Origin of the sequence: Bifidobacterium sp. B4111, assembly GCF_026537235.1 — a bacterium.
In the GTDB taxonomy this organism is placed as follows: Bacteria; Actinomycetota; Actinomycetes; order Actinomycetales; family Bifidobacteriaceae; genus Bombiscardovia.
In genome coordinates this window covers 523,083-544,586 of sequence record NZ_JAFNMO010000002.1, presented here as the reverse complement: position 1 = coordinate 544,586, position 21,504 = coordinate 523,083, and the positions used below count along the sequence as shown (strand labels likewise).

The 21,504-nt window shown below is 56.6% G+C and carries 9 protein-coding genes and 3 rRNA genes; 5 read left to right on the top strand and 7 right to left on the bottom strand.

The annotated features are described in order from the left end of the window. Positions 1 to 222: 222 nt before the first annotated feature. From J3T93_RS06050 to J3T93_RS06025, 6 genes are all read right to left on the bottom strand, one after another. Positions 223 to 3,210: a glycoside hydrolase family 3 C-terminal domain-containing protein gene (locus tag J3T93_RS06050; RefSeq protein WP_267430942.1), complete on the bottom strand. Its 2,988-nt coding sequence runs from the start codon at positions 3,208 to 3,210 to the stop codon at positions 223 to 225. A 279-nt stretch (positions 3,211 to 3,489) separates the two neighbouring features. Then, positions 3,490 to 4,530, bottom strand: coding sequence for a LacI family DNA-binding transcriptional regulator (locus tag J3T93_RS06045; protein WP_267400921.1), 1,041 nt, complete (start codon positions 4,528 to 4,530; stop codon positions 3,490 to 3,492). A gap of 219 nt (positions 4,531 to 4,749) precedes the next feature. Further along, positions 4,750 to 5,637 carry a carbohydrate ABC transporter permease gene (locus tag J3T93_RS06040; RefSeq protein WP_051354109.1) on the bottom strand — a complete coding sequence of 296 codons (888 nt, stop codon included), beginning with the start codon at positions 5,635 to 5,637 and terminating at the stop codon, positions 4,750 to 4,752. Then, positions 5,634 to 6,500: a carbohydrate ABC transporter permease gene (locus tag J3T93_RS06035; RefSeq protein ID WP_121914844.1), complete on the bottom strand. Its 867-nt coding sequence runs from the start codon at positions 6,498 to 6,500 to the stop codon at positions 5,634 to 5,636. Before J3T93_RS06035 ends, J3T93_RS06040 begins: the two co-directional genes overlap by 4 nt. Before the next feature lie 234 nt (positions 6,501 to 6,734). Beyond that, entirely contained in the window at positions 6,735 to 8,090 is a 1,356-nt protein-coding gene (locus tag J3T93_RS06030) for an ABC transporter substrate-binding protein (RefSeq protein WP_121914843.1), read from the bottom strand. A 108-nt stretch (positions 8,091 to 8,198) separates the two neighbouring features. Next, the gene (locus J3T93_RS06025; RefSeq protein ID WP_267400924.1) at positions 8,199 to 10,004 is read right to left on the bottom strand and encodes a glycoside hydrolase family 36 protein; all 1,806 of its coding nucleotides are present in this window, start codon (positions 10,002 to 10,004) and stop codon (positions 8,199 to 8,201) included. A 171-nt stretch (positions 10,005 to 10,175) separates the two neighbouring features. On the opposite strand from J3T93_RS06025, the gene J3T93_RS06020 reads away from it, so the two are divergent. Then, positions 10,176 to 10,304 carry a hypothetical protein gene (locus tag J3T93_RS06020; RefSeq protein WP_267430940.1) on the top strand — a complete coding sequence of 43 codons (129 nt, stop codon included), beginning with the start codon at positions 10,176 to 10,178 and terminating at the stop codon, positions 10,302 to 10,304. 353 nt (positions 10,305 to 10,657) lie between these two features. Here J3T93_RS06020 and J3T93_RS06015 read toward each other — a convergent pair whose 3' ends face one another. Next, entirely contained in the window at positions 10,658 to 14,050 is a 3,393-nt protein-coding gene (locus J3T93_RS06015; protein WP_267430939.1) for an Ig-like domain-containing protein, read from the bottom strand. 590 nt (positions 14,051 to 14,640) lie between these two features. On the opposite strand from J3T93_RS06015, the gene J3T93_RS06010 reads away from it, so the two are divergent. The 4 genes from J3T93_RS06010 to rrf all read left to right on the top strand — a co-directional run bounded on the left by J3T93_RS06010 (position 14,641) and on the right by rrf (position 21,366). Next, entirely contained in the window at positions 14,641 to 15,558 is a 918-nt protein-coding gene (locus J3T93_RS06010; protein ID WP_324123868.1) for an alpha/beta hydrolase, read from the top strand. Between the two features lie 526 nt (positions 15,559 to 16,084). Beyond that, positions 16,085 to 17,609 (top strand): 16S ribosomal RNA (locus J3T93_RS06005). 402 nt (positions 17,610 to 18,011) lie between these two features. Next, positions 18,012 to 21,079, top strand: a 23S ribosomal RNA gene (locus J3T93_RS06000). Between the two features lie 170 nt (positions 21,080 to 21,249). Further along, a 5S ribosomal RNA gene (gene rrf / locus J3T93_RS05995) occupies positions 21,250 to 21,366 on the top strand. The 16S, 23S and 5S rRNA genes sit together here, the layout of an rRNA operon. Positions 21,367 to 21,504: the final 138 nt, after the last annotated feature.

The following is a 21,504-nucleotide window of genomic DNA, read 5'->3' as shown; positions in this document are numbered from 1 at the left end:
GACGGGGGCTGATCCTGCGGCGGGAACCCTCGTTGCTTCCACGATTGGCCTCGGATTGGTCGTTGAATTCCCGGACTGTCGAGGCCTATACGAGTGGGTTGCATAACCTGTCGTTTTCCTGGCATGAATGTTGCCTATATACCAACAGGTGTGCTGATCCGTTCCCCGGCGGACGGTGCATAAGTCCGTACGCCGGGGAACGGATCAGCTTCAGATGGAGGATCAGGCCGTCGGCCCTTGGTCGGAGCTGTCCTCAGACGGTGTGGTCTCCATGCTGGCCGGATCCTGGGCGCGGGTCTGCCGGGCGTCATCCGCCAGATCGCTCAGAGTGCCCACATCCACAGCGCTGCGACGTGCCTTGAACCTTCTGAAGGCCAGGTACTCCAGAGCCAGGAAGATCAGGGCCAGCACAACCAGTGCCACATAGAGGGCAATTTGCCAGGCAGGGGTCTGCACCTTGGGGTCGCCATTGGCGTACTTGTATCCATGCACGACCGTATAGAGGATGTTGTGGCTGGCTTGGCGCATGGCCTTGACCGAGGTGGCGCTCTTGTCCTTGACGTGGTTGGTCACCTCGGTGGTGGCCAGCATGGCGTCGTTCCCGTTGCGGATCAACTGGTCGGCGTTCTGATAACCATAGACGCCGAAGTAGTCGGTCAGGACCATGCCGCGGAAGCCCCACTCACCGCGCAGCACATCCTGCATCAGCGGCGCATAGGCGGCCACGTAGGTGGTGCCGACGTAGTTGAATGAGCTCATGGCAGCCTGGGCGCCACCCTTGACCACAGCAGCCTGGAATGGCTTCAGGTAGATCTCGCGGATGGTCTGCTCGTTGGCCCAGGTAGCCAGCATGTTGGTACGGTTGGTCTCCTGGTCGTTCATGGCGAAGTGCTTCATGAAGGCGTAGACGCCCTTGGACCGGGCCGCTGCGACCTCGTTGGACCCCATGACCGCATTGATCTCGGGGTCTTCGGAGAAGTACTCGAAGTTACGTCCGGAGAAGGCACTGCGGTGGATGTTGAAGGCCGGCGCGTACCAGCCGGAGACATCCATGTCATGGGCCATGGTGCCGATCATCTCGCCGTAGCGGGTGGCTAGACCGGGGTTCCAGGTGCAGGCTATGGAGGTGGATGAGGGGAAGCCCAGGGAACCAACCTTGGTGAAGTTGTTGTTCAGGGCAGCGGGGCCATCGGCATCGGTGAGTTCGATCTTGCCGATGCCCTTGACAGCCTGGGTGCCATAGCCACTCATGGCGATCAGGCTGTCCATGTCCTTGACGCTGAGCTGATCCAGCAGCTTGTCCCACATGGGGTCGTCGTACTTCTTGTCGCGCAGCTGGTAGAGCCTGACATTGTTCTTGGCACCTGTCGTGGGCATCTTGTCGCTGTCTTTGTCAAACTTCTTGGGATCATAGTTGTCGTTGTTATAGAAGTGGGCCTTGGCCTCCTCGGGCATCTCGGTGCTCTTGGGTGCCGCCACAGCATCCGCATAGTTGGCGAAGTGGTTGGCCCGGGACAGATAGGTCACCGTGCCCTTGGCATCGTCGAACCTGTTGGTGGCCGCGACCTTGTCGACGGAGCGGGGATTGCTCTTGTCATAGGTGACCGTATGGGCAATGTTGACCGTGTCGGATTGGATCGGACGGTGGGAGTCGGAACGGATGGAGATGCCGTAGTCGCCCTGATCCAGCACGTAGGCCTTGGCATGGTCGGCATCATAGGAGGCCATGTCCTCGTCCTTGAAGCTCACGGGGATGGTCTGGCTCTTGCCGGGATCCAGGATATTGGTCTTCTTGAAGGAGACCAGGTTGGCGCTGGCCTTCTCTATGCCCCCATTGGTATAGGGGGGATCGAAGTAGGTCTGGACCGTGTCGCGGCCGGCCTTGGCGCCGGTGTTGGTGACGGTCACATCAAAGGAGATCTTCCCATCAGCATGATGGATCGGTCCCATCTTCTGGCTGAAGGTGGTGTATGACAGGCCGTATCCGAAGGGGTATTGGACCATCTGGTTGTAGTTGATCAGGCCTTCCTTGGCCGCAGTCTCCCAGAAGCGGTAGCCCACGTAAATGCCCTCGTTGTAGTCCACGAAGGTAGGCGTACTGGTTTCGGGCTTGCCGGTGAATCCGGTGAAGGTGGCCTTGTGGTCGTCCATATTGGTGTAGGTGAATGAGCCGAAGTTGTTGTAGGTCGGCGTCTTGGTCAGGTCGCGCACGAAGGTGTCAGAGGTCTTGCCCGAAGGGTTGACCTTGCCTTTCAGGACCTCGCCCAGGGCGGTGAAACCGGCCTGCCCCGGGGGCGGGCACCAGAGGACGGACTTGATCTGCGGATATTGACCCACGAAGTTCAGGTTGAAGGTGTTGGCGCCGTTGTAGACCAGGACCACCTTGTCGAAGGAGCTGGTGACCTTGGCGATCATGTCGCTCTCGGGCTTGGACAGCTCCAGGAAGCTCTGGCCCTGCTTGAAGTCCGGATTGGCCTTGTCATTGTCGTGATAGGTGATGTCCTTGGCCTTCATGTCCTTCGGCAGGTCGGCGCCCTCGCCGCCCACTCGACCGATGACCACCACAGCGGTGTCGGAGAACTGCTTGGCGTCATCCATGAGCTTGCTGGTGTACTTGTCTGCCGTGGGCTCGGGCAGGGTCCAGTCCTGGGCGAACATTTCGACCTTGGGGCGGTCTGCACGGTACTTGGTATAGAAGTCGCTCAGCTCTTTGTTGGTCTTTAGACCGGCTGAGGAGATGCCGTCAAGCAGGCTGGTTGTAGGGTTGTCTGCCGACATGGAGCCGGAACCTGTGCCGCCGTAGACGGGGTTGGTCGAGGCCCAGCCGAAGACATTGACCTTGTCGGACTTCAGGGGGAGTGTCCCATCCGAATTCTGCAGCATGGTGACGGACTCACGCTGGATGTCCTTGGCCAGGTTCCGGGCTGCGGTAACGGTCGCTGGCTGCAGCTCGTGCTTGCTGGTGGACTTGGTGATCAGGTTGGACAAGGGTCCCAGGAGCATGGTTGCCAGGGCTGCGACGACAGCCACGAAGGCCACCAGCCAGGACTGGGAGTGGATCATCTTTCGGTTGGCTACGTTTTTGACTGTGTGCTTGTTCACGGCGATCGTGATCAGCAGGGCCAGTACCAGAAAGACGCCGATGACCACCAGCTGGGGTATCAGCGACTTGAGTACGGCGACCACATCGCTCAGATTGACACTGAACATGTTCGCTACTTTCCTCTGTTCTCTGCCGAAGCTTCACCCGGTCACGACTATGGGCCGGTCACGAAGTAGACGGAGCGCTTGAACTGTGATCCGCCTCCTGGGTGGGCGAGCGACCTTCAGCTGCATCGACACGCCTTTATGCCACGATTTCAGTTAATCATTTATGACGTGTTTCTGTGGCTGTACATGCGCGAACTGTCGAATTTGCCGCATAACCTGACTTGTTTTGCGGCGTGTATTTGCAGGTGGTATGGGAACGGATTCCCATACCTCGTGTTACTACGATCTAGGAACTCCGGTCGACTCTCGTTCGATCAGGTGGCCTGGCAGCTCCACTAGCTTGTTCCAGTCATCGGTCCTGCCCCGCCCTTGATCGATGTCATCAATTTCTGTTTTCAATAGGTCGAAGGCCTTTTCTCCGGCCTTGAAGAAATCCTGATGGATCGTCGTCAGTGAGGGATTCCAGATCTTGGCAATGGGGTGATCGTCAAAGCCTGCTACTGATACATCTTCGGGCACTCTTCGGCCCACATCGTTGAGGCCTCGGATGATGCCCATGCCGATCTCGTCATTGCCGGCGAAAATGGCGGTGACCTCAGGTTTTCGTCCCAAGGCTGACCCTATGCGCTTGCCGGACTCAGGATCCCAATCAGCCTTTATGGGTGCTGGCGCCGGCACCCCGGCATCTTCACAGGCGGATCTCCAACCGGCTAGGCGGCTGTACCCGCCAGCACCGCCGGGAATGCTGACGTGATACACGGTTTTATGTCCCAACCCCAACAGATAGGAGGTTACCGCATACCCTCCGTCGCGCTCCTGCATGGAAATTTGAGTGACATCCGATTTCCGGTTGCCGGCAATGAGGATGATGGGCAGATCCTTGTTCACGTAGGCGAAGGCATCGTCGCTAACCTGATCGTAATCAAGGAGCACGATGCCTGCCGGATTCTGATCCAGAATCGATTGGATGCGCTGGCGCGACTGCTCGCCCGCCTCTGGGCTCAGAACTCCGATATTCAGTGTGTATCCAGCCTTTTGCGCTCTTTCCTCAATGCCGAAAATGGTCTGCGATTGACCGAACAGAGTGGTATTCGTCGATAGAACAGCGATGGTTTTGGTCCGTTCCTTGACCAAGGCTCTAGCAATGGGGTTGGGGCGGTAGCGCAGGAGCTTCACTGCCTTGGCGATTCTGTCGCGTTTTTCCTTGCTGACCCGTTCTGGGCTGTTGAGGTACCGGGACACAGTAGGAACCGAAACCTGGGCCAGGACAGCAACATCTTTGATTGATGCCGGTTTATTGTGATCGACTGTCCTAGCCATAGCAACTCCCATACCCATATGCCGCCTTATGCCTGACCATCGGATGGGATTAATACATACCCGCAGAATCAGACTGACGGACCGGCATCTGTTCGTCCGTCCTTTTGGCCGACCTCCACTGCCGAGCAGTTTCCGGCCACTTCATAGTACATGAGGAGGTCGAACGCAGACGGCGTCATGCTGATGCCTTGCCGCCAGTGTCCGACCTCTTGTTTTGGACTACTTTACTGCTCCACCAGTGATGCCCGAGATGATCTTACGCTGTGCCAGTGCGAAGATGATCAACAGCGGCAGGCTCATCAGAATGATGTAGGCGAAGATCAGATGCCAGTTGTTCAAGTACAGACCTGCAGAGGCAACGTTGTAAAGGTTCAGCGGCAGCAGATCCATCTTGCCGGACAGTATGAAGAGCGAGTAGAAGACGTCGTTCCAGATGTAGAGGGTGACCAGAATGGTTGCCGTGGCGAGCGTCGGTCCCAGGAGGGGGAGGATGATCGTGAAGAATATCCGCATAGGACTGGCCCCGTCCATGCGTGCGGCCTCTTCAAGAGAGATCGGTATCGTCCGGATGAATCCAGTGACGAAGAAGATGACCGTAGACAGGTAGATTCCGACGTAGACTCCGATCATTCCCAGAGCTGTTCCTGATAGGCCGATGATCTTGAGCAGCATCATAACGGTCACCACTGCCGGCGGCAGGACAAGGCCAGAGATGGAAAGGGCATACACCACCGTCATTGGCTTGGTGGCTCGACGGGCAAGTACCCAGGATGCCATGGAGCCCAGCAAGAGAGCCAGGAAGACCGAGGGCACCGTTACGATCACCGATCCGAAGAAAGCCTTGATCATTTTGCCATCGGTGATGACAGTCGAGAAGTTCTGCAAAAGCTGCCAATGGCTGGGCAGGCTCATCGTGGGGCGGATCGCCTCGGCCTGGCTTTTGCCGGCTGTAACAATGAGAAGCCAGAAAGGGACACCCAAGAGTATCAGCATGACCAGAACCACCAGTACTGCATGGACGATGGTGCCGGCTTTGGATCGCTTGTTCATGGTTGTGTTGCTTTGGGCCTGGGTGGCCGTATCTGGCGTGTAGGTTGCCGATGTCATAGGATCTTTGCCTCTCTTCTCCGCAGGTAGATGATCAGGGGGATGGCGATGATCATCACCATGACAAACAGAACCAGGCTCATGGTTGTCGACTGCGAGTAGAGTCCCTGACCGAAGGTTCTCCAAATAAAGATGTTCAGTATTTCCGTAGATCCGCCAGGTCCTCCTGCTGTAGTCGCTTGGACAATGTCAAAGCCGTTCATGGAGCCCAGGAGTGATGTGGCGACATTGAAAGTAAATGCCGGAGCCAGCAGCGGGAACTTGATCTTCCAGAATATCTGGCTTTTGCTGGCGCCATCAATGCTTGCAGCTTCCAGAACGTCCGAATCGATGGTCTTGAGTCCGGCCAGGAAGATCAGCATGGACAAGCCCATCCATTTCCATCCGTGGATTGCTGCGACAAGAACGATGGTCCATGTGGTGTTACCCAGCCAAGCCAGGTCGATTGTCCGTCCCAGGAAGAAGGAGAGTATCTGATTGAGGGCGCCGTCAGATTTGAGCACTGCCTGCCATATGTAGCCGACCGCCAGGGCCGACATGATGACTGGAACGAAGAACATGACACGAGCAAACCTGTTGAGGCGGGTGTCTTCTTCGAGAAAGACCGCCAGGATCAACCCGAAGGTGTTCTGGAATATAGCTACGAGAATGGCGTAGACCAGGGTGATGCGCAGGTCTCGCATCAAGGTGCCCGAGCGGAACAGATCGACGAAATTACGTACCCCGTTGAAATCAATCGTCTTGCCAAAGGCCGACCAGTTGGTGAAGGCGTAGATGAAATTCATGATCGTCGGAATGAAGAAGAAGATCAGCAGAACCACAAATGCCGGAATGACGAATTGCAGCGGGTAGTTCTGCTTCATAAGCGTTTTGATGGGATTGACGGGGGTGATCGATCTGTTCCTTCTTCGCCCTCCGTGAGGTGTGACCCCCTCGGTTGCATGGTTTACCATACTTATCTGCTTTTCCTTCCATGAGATGGGCATCAGGATCAGGAGCGCCGGCCCTGATGCCCATCCGATGTCGTGCATTATGACCGCTTCCGGCTGTTGCCTTGGTGCTGGCAGCTGCCGGAAGCAGGACAAAGACAGGAGCCTTTAGAAGTTCTTGGCCCCCTGTGCTTTAGCCAATTGAGCGAACTGGTCCTGGGTCGCCTTGGTCACATCCTGGGGCGACTTCGTGCCGTTGACCATATCGGCCAAATTGATGTAAAGGTCAGGATTGGCTATGGCCAGAGACTGCATGGAGCCTACGCCGGTCTTGATCGCAGCTGCGGAATCAATCAAGGCTTGAGGAACCGAATTAGGAGACTTAACCCCCTTCAGTACGGAGATGATCTTCTGGTCTTTGACGAAGTCTGCGTATCCGGTGCTCATCCAGTAATTAATGAACTGACGAGCGGCGGCCTCCTTCTTGCTGTCTTTGCTCTTGAAGGCCACCAGCGCGTTGTTCTGTTCGGGGATGATGGTTCCGACATTCCCATCCTTGGAAATGGGGAAGAATCCGATTCTTTCGTCCAAGGCCTGTTTATCATTCTTGGCCAGAGCAGCCACGGCGTTGAACAGCGAATTGACCTGGATGATCATTCCGGTCTTGCCGTCCCAGAGCGCTGCAGCCTGGTCGGTGTCCTTGGCTGATCCTGCGTCCTTGTTATAGAGGCCCTCATCGAAGAGCTGCTTGTAGTTGTCGACTGCGGTCTGAACAGTCTTGTCGGTGAACTTCTCTTTTCCGGTATTGATGCGGTCCCAGAGGCCGTTCTGAGCCGCCTCGGCCAGTTGGACGGATACCGCGTACTGGGTACCCCATTGTGAGCCTGCCATTTCGAACAGGGGGGAGTTCACGCCGGGGACATTGGCCGCTTTGATCTTCTTGGCAGTCTCGACTAGATCGTTCCAGTTTTTAGGTGTCTCGGTGATGCCGGCCTTCTTGAAGACTTCCTTGTTGTAGAAGACGCCCTCAACCGGTGGGGTGGAGAAAAGAGCCGCATAACGAGTGCCGTCCACCACGCCACCTGCATCGGCGATGCCTTGGGTGTAGTTCTTCACCCAAGGTGCATTATCGAGCTTTTGCAGCTTATCTTGGGCGATAAAACCAGCCAGCATGGACTTGGTGGGCTGCCAGAAGGCCAGGTCGGGTGTATCTCCAGTCGTGATCTTCGTCTGGACATTCTGCTCGTACGGATCAGGGATGGTCTGGACATCGATTTTGGCACCCGTAGCCTTCTCGAAGTTCGAGACCACCTTCAGCGGAATCTTGTTGGAGTTCTGAGCCACCCACATTTTCAGCTGAACCCCGTCGAGTTTCTGCGTTGCCGATGGCCAGTAATCCTTAGAGCTTGTATCGGCACTGTCACTGCTGCCAGTCGAGGGATTCGAGCACCCGACCAGAGAGAAAACCATTGCACCCGTCAGGGCGATGGCCGCTCCGACTCGTGTTGTGTTGAATATCTTCATTGAAATTCCTTTCCTATGTTCCACGATCCTTCGTAGAACCTTCTGCCCATCATGAATGGCTACTCGGAACCCCCCGGTTTGTAGGTGTCGACGCCTGCCGGTAATTCCTTAAAGACGACTTTGACCTTGGGCCTCCTTTCTCGTGATCAATATGGTTCGGGACGTGAATCGACGCTCTGGCGCTTGCAAACGCAGCTTGGCATTGTTCGGGTCCCAAAGGATTTTCCATGGTGCGAAGCGTTCGCCTGTGGGGAAGATGGTATGAACATCAACGGCTGAGTCGGCGAAATCAGGCAAGGATAGAACCACATTGCTTTCTTTGCCGGCGGGGTCTCGAGCCCACACCGTCACCAGTGCGCTCTGGTCATAGCGAAGACCGAGGGCCAATGCCTTGTCTGTCCATCCGGGCAGTCCCATGGGCCAAAAAGGAACAGCTCTGGAAACGATGGGCTGTATATGAAGCTTGTAGGTCTGTACGGCCTGGGCGATCAGGTTGCGCTGGTCCTCACCCATGGCATTGAGAAAGCCCGAAATGAACAATCTGCCCAGCATGCTGGTGTTCAGGTTGAAGGTGATCTCCTCCAGACTCATGGAAGCTTGTGGATAGGCCCAGTTGGCCGTTTGCTCCGGCACGGTCATCATGGGTGAGGATGCCGCGATCGGTGGATAGAGACGATAATCCTGCTGATCCGAAGTTGATTGGACGCGGAAGTGACTGGTCTGCATGAAGTCTTCGCGCATGCCGCCCGAGGAGCAGTTCTCAAGAATCAGGTCTGGGTAACGCTTATGTAAGGCATCCAACCAGTCACAGTAGGCCCGGTTGTGGCCTAGAAGTCCATCTCCCAGGCTATCGGCTTGATTGTCGGTGCCTGCTCCGGGAGAGACGTTGTAGTCGAACTTAAAGTAGCCGATGCCAAATTCGCCGATAAGCCTGTCAATTACCGAGTCCATGTACTTGCGAGCCTCATCAGCTCGAAAGTCGAGTAGATAACGGTCCTGTTCGACCACACGTCGACCATTGCGTTGGAAGAAGGCCGCGTTTGGCAGTGCGGCGGCGATAGGGCTACGCACGCCCACGACCTCGGGTTCCATCCACAGGCCGGGAACCATGCCGCGCGAGACGATGGCATCAATCACCTCGGCGAATCCCCCTGGAAAGCGCGTCGTGGAGGGTTTCCATTCGCCCACCGAAGGCCACCAATCGCCGGAATCGTCATACCAGCCGCAGTCGATGCAGAAGACTTGGGCGCCCACTTCAGCTGCGCTGTCGATCAGTGGAAGCAGCTTCTCTGTGGTCGGGTCACCGTTGATGGTATTCATGTAGTCGTTGAAAACCACTAGTGGATGTTGGTCCTTGGCCACGTGCGTGCCGAAAGTCCGCCGATAAGCGATCAGGGAATCGTAGGCCGATTGAAAGGAAGAGGCCAGAGTGACCGATGCCGGCACGGACGTAAAACTTTGTCCCGGCGCAAGGCATTTTGACCAGGAGTGATCTTCGTTTGTGGGTCCGGATAAAGCCATGTATCCATCGACGGTATAGTCGCCGACCTCCCATCGCCAAGCTCCGTTGTGCTCGACTTGGAAAATCCAAGTGGCTGTATGGCTCTTGTTGCATAGGACCGCGAGCGGAGCCTGGCGACCAGTTGACCAGGTGCCTGTGGAGATTGCCTTGTACTCGTTGCGTGGATTGTTTCCGGTCAGCTCCTGAGAGAGCTGAGGGAAGAGATCCTCGGTATTTTCAGAGCGCCAGCGGTTTTCGCCCAACCAGGCGAAAGCGCCGTGAAGAAGTTTCCAGCCGCTTGCATCTTGCTGCCCTCCGGGCGTGGATCCGAACAGACTGACCCAGCTGGTGACTGATTCGAGGCTGATCGGGCGGTTTCCGATGTTGGTCACTGTTACAAAGGTCCGGAACATGGTCTGATTCGTAGGAAGTTGATAGGTCACGTCAGCTTGAAGACCGGCGGTACGGTTCTTCATTCGTACGTGTAACGAATTGATACCGTTTTCAGATTTGTCAGAATGATGAGAAACGTATCGCATGCCAGCCCCGATTGAAGTACTGACCAGCCTTTCGCAGGCAATCCAATGACCGAAGCCAGCGGCCATGGTCTCCACAAGGGGCAGATTGTCGTCGATCCTCATGTCCACATCATCCGACGTAATCCGACCTATGCTGACTGGAGCGTCGTCATCCCAATGGAAAAACAAGGATAGACGATTATTGCCCCATTGAAAGTCATGTGTCATGATGTCCTCTGCCATATGATTACAGCCAAGTCGGGTGTCGGTGGAGATCGTGGTGACCGATAACCGCAAACAACCTTCCCTGCTTATTTGCTGATCGCCTCTCTGCGGTCTTGGAGAATGTTCATATCCCTATGGCCACGAAGGTCAATCCCTAAAAACACAGAGTAATTTGAAAACGTTATCGAGTCAATTAAGCGTGTCGTTTCTGTCGGGTTGTAAGTGTGTCTGCCGGCGATGCCGGTCTTCCTGTGGCTATCGCACTGGGGAATGGCCACAGGAAAGCCGTTAATTCGACCAAGCCTCACAGTATGCACAGTATGTCATGACTGTTTGCCGTGAGAATGCTGGATCATCATGAAGGTCAGAACGGAAGTTCCTACAAGCACGATGGTTGTAAGGAGGATGAGCGTAACTGCAGACCCCGTGGATGAAAGTCGGAATTCCTGACCTTTTTGTCCTGCTGCTTTCGCGCTCGACCTAGGCTTAGCTTTTGAATCGTTCGCGGTCGACGCATCTGCGGATGTCGCCGGAATCACCTGAAGACGGAAGGACGAGCTGGCACTTCCGGAACTTGCTGTGATCGTGCAGTTGCCAACCTCAAGGGCAGACAGCATGCCTTGGGGGTCTACCGTTGCTATGCGTGGATCCGATGTGGACCAGGTGATGGCGGCATCAGATGAACTCTGCGAATCTGTGGCGGTCAACTGCAATTTCTGGCCCTTACGCAGTGTCATTCGGCCCTGAGCCAGGCCGGGGGCATGGATGGTGACTGAACCTGGTTCTGATGGGTGGGACTCTAGGTCTTCGGATGTCGGCGTCCCGATGATTTCAGGGTAGAAAATCAGGGAGTCGATATTCGGTGCCACTCCCCAGGAGACAGCGCCTCTGCCCGTTCCAGCCGGATCCCAGTTCCCCAGTGATAGGGCCCCTCCATTCGTGGATACCTGCAGCGAGCGGTTCAAGAAGCTTCTGTCGGAATAGGTATACCTAAACGAACCTCTGGCAAGTTCAGGGCCGTGGCCATCCCCCTGGCGGATTTGCAGTCCGAGGTCCACGATTTGCGGGTTGTAGTCGTGCCTGCCGATGAAGGCATCGTTGGAGAATCTGACGGCCACCATATAGTCCCCACGAGGAACCGTGCCTGCCGGAATGGTCATGATGCCGGGATTGTGCGTATTCACCTTTGGTCTGTTGTTGCTATTCTCAACCACTACACGGGTGCGATCGCCGTATCCGGCTGGGCCGCTTTCAGCAGTGGTGAACTGATTTCCCAGGCCGATCACGTATTGGTGGTTTTCGGCATTGGACGAATTCTCAGTGATCGCGCTCGCCCCGCCGTTCAATTGTTGATCCTCTGCCTGAAGGGAGATGGCAGAGTGACGCAGATCCTTGGATGCGGCGACCTGAACATCGCGTAGACTCACGCCTGTTCCCGAAAGGTCCAGACTGTTGATGCCTTCACTCAGTGCCACCTCAAGACTGGTCGATTGCAGACCTGAGTAGGCGGCAGTGATTCCCGGGAGGATTTTTCCATTCATGTTCAGGGCAATCGGTGTTCCTTTGGCGGCCCGATAGACGAGTTTGATCGTGTGGTATCCCTGGGACCAGCCGTGGATGAAGGCATGAGCATGGCCTGATCGAAGTTCGGCGAACCCGCGACTGCCTTCATTGGAGAAATCGAGCGAGGCTCCGCCGGCAAGGCGAAATTGCGTAGCTGGGTAGTCTACGGCATCACTGGTTCCATCGCGATCCTCGGGAATCCTGTAAAGGAGGAACTTGTCAAGGGTGTTATCCAAGGCCGTCGATCCATGGATACTGATGATGTGTCGTCCTTGAGTAAGGTTCATCTCCAGCTGAGAGCTTCCCCTATACAGCCATTTCGCAGCATCTTTCATGGCAAGTTCGGCGTGATAGTCTAATTCACCAACGGCTTTGGAGTCCACGCTGACCTTATTAGTCCCTGGGAATCCAGTGTTTCCGCTGATTACCTGCAGCCTGTATTTGCCGTCAGCAGGGGTTTGGACTTCCCAGTCAGCTGTGGCCCCATCCTTGAAGTTGCCGACATCACCGTTGCCGGACGTCATGAAGTAGCTCCACCCATTGCCCGAAGGTGTTTTGTCGTAAGCACGGGCGCCGCCGGATAATTTGGTCCGTTCAGCTTCTGTGACTTGGAGATTTCGACCCAATTGGTCATCTGTGCGAAGTGACCGGTCCTGGTGTGGCGTGACGACGAGTTGATATGAGGCATACCGGTCCACACTGGTCGTGGTGACATCGAGTGTGCCATTGCGTACCTGAGCATTTGAGAGCGCATTGACCATGCGGGGGGTTGCAGCGATGCCGTCTGGTCCCGTAAAAGCATTCTCGCGCACTTCGACATCCACTGTGGAGCCAAACCCTGCCTTGTCTAATCCCGTCAGTTGCACGGTCACTGGAATGTTGGCTCCGGTATTCTTCACCTGATCGGCGTTCTCGTCGTTGGCGCCTCCGTATAAGACTGTTCCCTTATGGTTGGCGGTATCCAATGCCCCGATGCCTTGGAGCGAGTCGATTTTGTCGCGGTGATCGGAATCCACCTGAACAGTTTGATCTCCTCTCAGGTCTCCATACCATTTGAACTGCCACCAGCCTGCATTGGCAGCATTGGCATTGGCCATATTGTCTGATAGGTTGCCTGCATAGTTCCAGTAGGCGGTCTCGGCTTGGACTTTGGTGTCCTCGAACATGCTCATCCATTGCACAAGTTGACCAGGTACGGACATGTCGCGTAGCTCTCCGTACTCGGTGATGTTGATCTTTCTGGCGGGCACGCCGATGTCGTGTTCCAAAGCACGGTAATTCGCGTAGTGGGTCCGATAGTTCTGCAGGCTTTCTTTGCCCAGCTCATGCCAGACGAAGATATCCGGTAGGGTTCCCACTTCCTTGGTGTGGCGCAGAAAAGCTTCTGATCTATTCTGCCTGAAGGATGAGTCCCCAGGGCCGGCTATGCGGGCGTGCGCTGCTGTGGGGTGCACCTTGCTTGGTTTTTCGCCGGTTTTGTATTGTTGCCAGATGGTTTGTATCAGTTGGTAGTCTGCGTCCCAGTCGTTCAGGAAAGTTGTTTTGAACAGCGGGTTCTGGGCATCATCGCCCGTGTAGTACCAGTTGCCTCCGTCTGGCTCGTTGAAGGGGATGAAGGTGTATTGGTCAGGATGCTCTGATTGGGACAATATCTTATTGACGACGATTTCGACGACTTCGCTATAATCCCAACGTCCATTGGACTGATCGCTGTAGGTGCCATATCTGGGATCGCTGACAGGCACATTGGTTACATATGATCGGTCATCTCCCGGGCGTGAACCATGGTTATAGGACCAATCTGGGTAATAATCCTGCATGTATACGGCCAGTTCTCGTCCTCCATTGGCAAAGAACTGGCGCTCCAAGGCCAGGGCGTCCCCGCTGGGGTGTTGGGAGCCCGTTGGCGGTTTCTGTGAAGAATTTTCCACACGGGCGCCGTCGAGAATGGCATCTGTCGGCGATCCTTCGTCGCCTAAACCGTACAGGGTTCCTGAGGCTCCGCCGAGGAAGTCCCCGGTTGTCTTGCCCATATCGACTTTGAGGACTTGTGCTGGTTTGGCTTCATCGGCGTAGGCCGCTGGCAGAACGCATGTTCCGATCAGCAGGCTCGCGCTCGCCGCTAATGCTATAAGTGTCTGATATTTTCCCATGATGCGTTTCTTTCATCGGAATGCGAAGCAATCGCTCGATTCGGATTGTTCAGGACCCGATTGAGCGATGCCGAGAACTACATTGTTCACGCGTTGGCCGTCTGATTCTCAAGAGCAAGGTCATAATCGGCTGGGGTGCGCTGATATGTACAAGGCTCCTTTCGTTTTATTACTGGTCCCTCTTGTTGAATTCTTGCCGGTGACATCATCGACACGACATAAAACAGCATATTATGAAAACGTTCTATCGTCAAACACTGGTAGATCATAAAGCTCTATATTGCCTAAAACACATCCTATTTGATATTGTGCTCTTGATACCTAGATAACGTTCTCACTATTTGGATGCAGCTAGCTATTTGCAAGACCATCGGATAGGGAAAGAAGATTAGGCAATTTCAGGGAAGAAAAGCCAGCTCTGTTTCTGCGATGATTGATTCGCCGGTTTACAGATATGCTTAAGCAGCAGTCAATTATATTGATACGCGAGTCAAGAAATATGCGAACCGTGCATATACTTATACGCCGGGTTTTATCTCATTAAAGGTGATTTCAGCGCACGCTGGATGAGATATGGATAAAATGATTCCATGACTGGTCGCACCGTGGTAGTTCCCAGCCGCTCCCGCCTGTATAGGACGCAGATCAATGGCACGCACCTGGTATTCTCGATGAATCCGGCACCGCGTCGTGCTCCTATCATTCTTTATTTGCATGGTGGCCCAGGCGATGCTTGCATTCCGTTGACCATGCGGTACAACGCGGCATTGGAACGCGATTTCCGTTTCATCAACCTGGACCAGCGCGGCAGTGGGTTGTCCTACCATCCTTTTATCCCAGGCGAAGCAGTAACCATCGATTCTATAGTCGAAGATGTTCACCAGTTCGTGCTAAAGCTTCTTCGCGCCTATGGGCAGGATTCCCTGATCCTCATCGGTCATTCCTGGGGCAGCGTCCTGGGGCTGGAAATGGTGAAGCGCTATCCCTCGCTTGTCCGCTGCTACATCGGCCTCGGACAGGTTGTCAGTATGCATGCCGCTCTTCGGTTAAGACAAAATTGGGCCCAACAGCATTTAGGCCACCGGCTCAGTTCGATTGTCAGCGGGGAGAGCGGGATTGCCGACTTGGTGCTGATGATTGATGAGTTGCTGTCTCGCGGCGGGGCTGCCATGCTGTTCGGATTCCTGGGACGGATCATGACCTACCTGCGCTCGCCGTACTACAACTGGTCGCGTCTGCTTAACCAAGCCAAGGGGGTGGCTCAATCCCGGGCGCGCTTGGATGCTGAGCTGGAGCAGGTCGATTTCAGCGGGCGGACCTCTTTCGGGGCGCCCGTCTATTTCATTAGCGGCAGGTATGACCGTCATCTGCCGAGTAGTCTGGTTGAGCAGTTCGCCGATGGGTTGGAGAGCCCGCATCGGTTCATCTGCTTTGACCAGTCAAGGCATTGCCCGCAATGGGATGAGCCTGAACGGTTCGCGGCGACTGTTAAATCCCTCTGCCTGTAGCACGCTATTGATAAGCAATGGTTGCCTCGTCGCACGCGCTCATCCGCATGGTGGAAATACTTCCTGCGAACGACTAAATCTACTAACATTAGGCCTTGAAGATATTGGTATGAGCCTCGCTGAAGAGTGCACGGGGCTCCTGGATAGGCGAAGGCCGATGAAACGGGGAACATGTCGATGAAAGTCGACACGCCGTAAAAGCCCCGGAATCATTGGGTTCCTCCGATATTTTTGTATACCAATTTGCGGGACAACCTAAGTTCGTGTAAGTTTACTTCTTGCTGCCCGGCAGTGTTGAGTTCTCTTTGGAGGGTTTGGTGCTGTTGGTGTGGTGGTGGTTTGAGAACTCAAGAGCGTGTTTGTGCTACTTATAGCTTTTTGATTGCCAGTCCGATGCCCGCCCGGCTGTTGTCGGGTACGTGGGAGCGTTGTGAGGGGTGTCGGGGTTTTTCGTGGGTTGGTTTCCTCCTTATGGAAGCTGGCCCGTCAATTATTGATGTGAGTCGTTTCGGCTTCTTCATGTTTTTTTGTGGAGGGTTTGATTCTGGCTCAGGATGAACGCTGGCGGCGTGCTTAACACATGCAAGTCGAACGGGATCCGTCAAGCTTGCTTGGCGGTGAGAGTGGCGAACGGGTGAGTAATGCGTGACCAACCTGCCCCATGCTTCGGAATAGCTCCTGGAAACGGGTGGTAATGCCGGATGCTCCGCGCTGTCGCATGATGGTGTGGGAAAGGGTTTACCGGCATGGGATGGGGTCGCGTCCTATCAGCTTGTTGGCGGGGTGATGGCCTGCCAAGGCTTCGACGGGTAGCCGGCCTGAGAGGGCGACCGGCCACATTGGGACTGAGATACGGCCCAGACTCCTACGGGAGGCAGCAGTGGGGAATATTGCACAATGGGCGAAAGCCTGATGCAGCGACGCCGCGTGCGGGATGACGGCCTTCGGGTTGTAAACCGCTTTTGATTGGGAGCAAGCGAGAGTGAGTGTACCTTTCGAATAAGCACCGGCTAACTACGTGCCAGCAGCCGCGGTAATACGTAGGGTGCAAGCGTTATCCGGATTTATTGGGCGTAAAGAGCTCGTAGGCGGTTCGTCGCGTCTGGTGTGAAAGTCCATCGCTTAACGGTGGATCGGCGCCGGGTACGGGCGGACTGGAGTGCGGTAGGGGAGACTGGAATTCCCGGTGTAACGGTGGAATGTGTAGATATCGGGAAGAACACCGATGGCGAAGGCAGGTCTCTGGGCCGTCACTGACGCTGAGGAGCGAAAGCGTGGGGAGCGAACAGGATTAGATACCCTGGTAGTCCACGCCGTAAACGGTGGATGCTGGATGTGGGGCCCGTTCCACGGGTTCCGTGTCGGAGCTAACGCGTTAAGCATCCCGCCTGGGGAGTACGGCCGCAAGGCTAAAACTCAAAGAAATTGACGGGGGCCCGCACAAGCGGCGGAGCATGCGGATTAATTCGATGCAACGCGAAGAACCTTACCTGGGCTTGACATGTGCCGGACGGCCGCGGAGACGCGGCTTCCCTTCGGGGCCGGTTCACAGGTGGTGCATGGTCGTCGTCAGCTCGTGTCGTGAGATGTTGGGTCAAGTCCCGCAACGAGCGCAACCCTCGCCTCGTGTTGCCAGCACGTTATGGTGGGAACTCACGGGGGACCGCCGGGGTTAACCCGGAGGAAGGTGGGGATGACGTCAGATCATCATGCCCCTTACGTCCAGGGCTTCACGCATGCTACAATGGCCGGTACAACGGGATGCGACATGGTGACATGGAGCGGATCCCTGAAAACCGGTCTCAGTTCGGATCGGAGCCTGCAACCCGGCTCCGTGAAGGCGGAGTCGCTAGTAATCGCGGATCAGCAACGCCGCGGTGAATGCGTTCCCGGGCCTTGTACACACCGCCCGTCAAGTCATGAAAGTGGGCAGCACCCGAAGCCGGTGGCCCAACCCGCAAGGGGGGGAGCCGTCTAAGGTGAGGTCCGCGATTGGGACTAAGTCGTAACAAGGTAGCCGTACCGGAAGGTGCGGCTGGATCACCTCCTTTCTACGGAGATTATGAAATTCCTCTGCGTGGTCTGCGTGGGGGTCGTGCCTGCGGGCCGGCCGGTTGGCTGGCTGGCGTGGGCGTGCTGGCGTGGAACGGTCGGAGGGCTGTGGCATGGATGCGCTGTTGGGTTCCCGGACCGCCACCCTTGTGGGTGGTGTTCCCGCCGCCCGTCGGTTCCCGTGTGGGGTGTTGCCCCGTGTCGGGTGTCGTCGGTGCGCTGGTGGTTTGAGAACTGGATAGTGGACGCGAGCGGATGGCCGGCTTTCCGGCTGGCTGTCTGCTGTATTGTTTCGTCCGGGCCCACTTGGTGGGTTCGGGTCGATCGTTTTGTGATCGTTTAGTGTGATGATTTGTCGTCTGGCAGTTCGCAGTTGTTGTTGTCGTGGCATGGCCTGTGGTCGTGTTGTCGGCAAGGGCGCATGGTGGATGCCTTGGCAGACAGGACCGATGAAGGACGCGTGGGGCCGCGATAGGCCTCGGGGAGCCGCCGACAGGGCTTTGATCCGAGGGTGTCCGAATGGGGTAACCCGCCGGCTGTTATGGGTCGGCACCGCATTCGTGCGGGGGGTACGCAGGGAAGTGAAACATCTCAGTACCTGCAGGAAAGGATATTCCGTGAGTAGTGGCGAGCGAAAGCGGATGATGGCCAAACCGGTGCCGTGTGAGACCCGTCGGGGGTTGCGGCATGGGTGTTGTGGGACTTGGCGTCCGGGCTCCGACGGGCCCGGCGGCAGTGATAAAGCGGCGTGTGAGGCGAACGGGATTGAATTCCCGGCCGTAGAGGGTGATGGCCCCGTAGCCGAAGGCGCGCTGCCTGCCGGTTCTTGTTCCCAAGTAGCGCGGGACTCGTGGAATCCCGTGTGAATCGGCCCCGACCGTGGGGTAAGCCTGAATATTCCTGTCTGACCGATAGCGTACGAGTACCGTGAGGGAAAGGTGAAAAGCACCCCGGGAGGGGAGTGAAAGAGTTTCTGAAACCGTGTGCCTACAATCCGTCGGAGCCTTTCGGGGTGACGGCGTGCCTATCGAAAAATGAGTCTGCGAGTCAGTGGTGCGTGGCGAGGCTAACCCGTGTGGGGCAGCCGTAGCGAAAGCGAGTCCGATAAGGGCGTTCCAGTCGCGTGTCCTGGACCCGAAGCGGGATGATCTAGCCCTGGGCAGGTTGAAGCGCGGGTAAGACCGCGTGGAGGACCGAACGGACCTGGGTTGAAAACCGGGCCGATGACCTGGGGCTAGGGGTGAAAGGCCAATCAAATTCCGTGATAGCTGGTTCTCTCCGAAATGCATTTCGGTGCAGCGTCGCGTGAGTGCCTCCATGGGGTAGAGCTACTGGATGCTTGAGGGCCCGTATCGGGTACCGACAGCAGCCAAACTCCGAATACGTGAGAGGTGTATCGCGGCAGTGAGTCGGCGGGGGATAAGCTCCGTCGTCGAGAGGGAGACAGCCCAGATCGTCGTCTAAGGTCCCTAAGCGCGTGCTAAGTGGGAAAGGATGTGGAGTCGCATAGACAGCCAGGAGGTTGGCTCAGAAGCAGCCATCCTTGAAAGAGTGCGTAACAGCTCACTGGTCTAGTGGTTCCGCGCCGATAATGTAGCGGGGCTCAAGCACGCCACCGAAGACGCGGCAGCGCAGTTTGCTGTGCTGGGTAGGAGAGCGTTCCGCGTGGGGCGAAGCGGCGGCGTGAGCCGGCCGTGGACCGCGTGGAAGTGAGAATGCAGACATGAGTAGCGAGAGGCGGGTGAGAATCCCGTCCGCTGGATGACCAAGGGTTCCGGGGCCACGTTCGTCGTCCCCGGGTGAGTCGGGTCCTAAGGCGAGGCCGACAGGCGTAGTCGAATGGATGAAGGAGTCGATATTCTCCTACCGGCGTCAAGCCGTCCAATCCAAGACGTGGAAGCGTGCCCTTACCCGTGTCGGGTGGCGGTCTTCGGACCGTCCGATGGCATGGGACCGGCGTGTGGATGCGTGGCGGGTAGCGCAGGAGTGACACGGAACGGGAGCCGGGCCGCGGTGGTGGTTATCCGTGGTCAAGCATGCGGCGCGTCGGGCAGGCAAATCCGCCCGGCATGAGCGCGAGGTGTGATGATGGGGGGTCTTGTGCCCCGAATCCGGTGTGCCGTTCCGTCGAGAAAAGCTTCGGCGTGAGGAGTGGCGCCGCCCGTACCCTAAACCGACACTGGTGGTCAGGTAGAGTATACCAAAGCGATCGAGCGAATCCTGGTCAAGGAACTCGGCAAATCACTCCCGTGCCTTCGGTATAAGGGAGGCCCCTGCCGGTGAGGCGCCTTGCGCGCGGAGCCGGTGGGGGCGGCACAGACCAGGGGGTAGCGACTGTTTACCAAAAACACAGGTGCATGCGAAGACGTAAGTCGCTGTATATGCACTGACGCCTGCCCGGTGCCGGAAGGTTAAGAGGATCCGTCATCCCCTTCGGGGGGGCAGCGGTGAATTCAAGCCCCGGTAAACGGCGGTGGTAACTATAACCATCCTAAGGTAGCGAAATTCCTTGTCGGGTAAGTTCCGACCTGCACGAATGGCGTAACGACTTCCCCACTGTCTCGACCAGGAGCTCGGCGAAATTGCAGTACGAGTAAAGATGCTCGTTAAGCGCAGAAGGACGAAAAGACCCCGGGACCTTTACTATACCTTGGTATTGGCGTTAGGTGCGGACTGTGTAGCATAGGCGGGAGGCTTCGAAGCGGGTGCGCCAGCATCCGTGGAGCCGGAATGTGAAATACCGCTCTGTCCTCATCTGGCCTCTAACCTCGGCCGGTCATCCCGGCCAGGGACAGTGCCTGGCGGGTAGTTTAACTGGGGCGGTTGCCTCCCAAAGAGTAACGGAGGCGCCCAAGGGTTCCCTCAGCCCGGTTGGCAATCGGGTGTTGAGTGCAATCGCACAAGGGAGCTTGACTGCGAGACCGACGGGTCGAGCAGGGACGAAAGTCGGAGATAGTGATCCGGTGCCGGCGTACGGACGCGGCATCGCTCAACGGATAAAAGGTACCCCGGGGATAACAGGCTGATCATCCCCAAGAGTCCATATCGACGGGATGGTTTGGCACCTCGATGTCGGCTCGTCGCATCCTGGGGCTGGAGCAGGTCCCAAGGGTTCGGCCGTTCGCCGATTAAAGCGGCACGCGAGCTGGGTTCAGAACGTCGTGAGACAGTTTGGTCTCTATCCTCTGCGCTCGTTGGAATCTTGAGGAGCCCTGCCCATAGTACGAGAGGACCTGGGTGGACGAACCTCTGGTATGCCGGTTGTCGCGCCAGCGGCACGGCCGGTTGGCTACGTTCGGATGGGATAACCGCTGAAAGCATCTAAGCGGGAAGCCCCCTCCAAGATAAGGATTCCATGAAGCCTTCGGGCTTCTGTAGACCCCATGCAGAACACATGGTCGATAGACCGGACGTGGACACCCCGCAAGGGGCGCAGCCGACCGGCACTAATGGTCGAAGACAACACAACACCCGCCCCCCTGTGAGGGGCGGCGGCATCAACCCTGCTGCGTACACGGCCTGCGGCAATAGCACGGACAGCCACAGGCGATCGAACACGAAACACGCGTCCGCCATCCGGTCCCCAAACCGCCAGGAAACCCCAACCCTTCACGAGAAGGATTGGCAGAATTGAAGATTCGCGGCGGTCATGGCCTGGGGGAGACGCCCGGTCCCATTCCGAACCCGGAAGCTAAGACCCAGCACGGCAATGGTACTGCACCCGGAAGAGTGTGGGAGAGTAGCACACCGCCGCCACTACTCGGAATTGAAGGACCCATGCAGGCACACTCCTGCACGGGTCCTTTCTTTTTACACGCATCAACACAAATACGCCACTCAAAGGTGAGGGTACGGGGCATATTGAGCTCTCCCACTCGGGGCCTGGAAAGATAC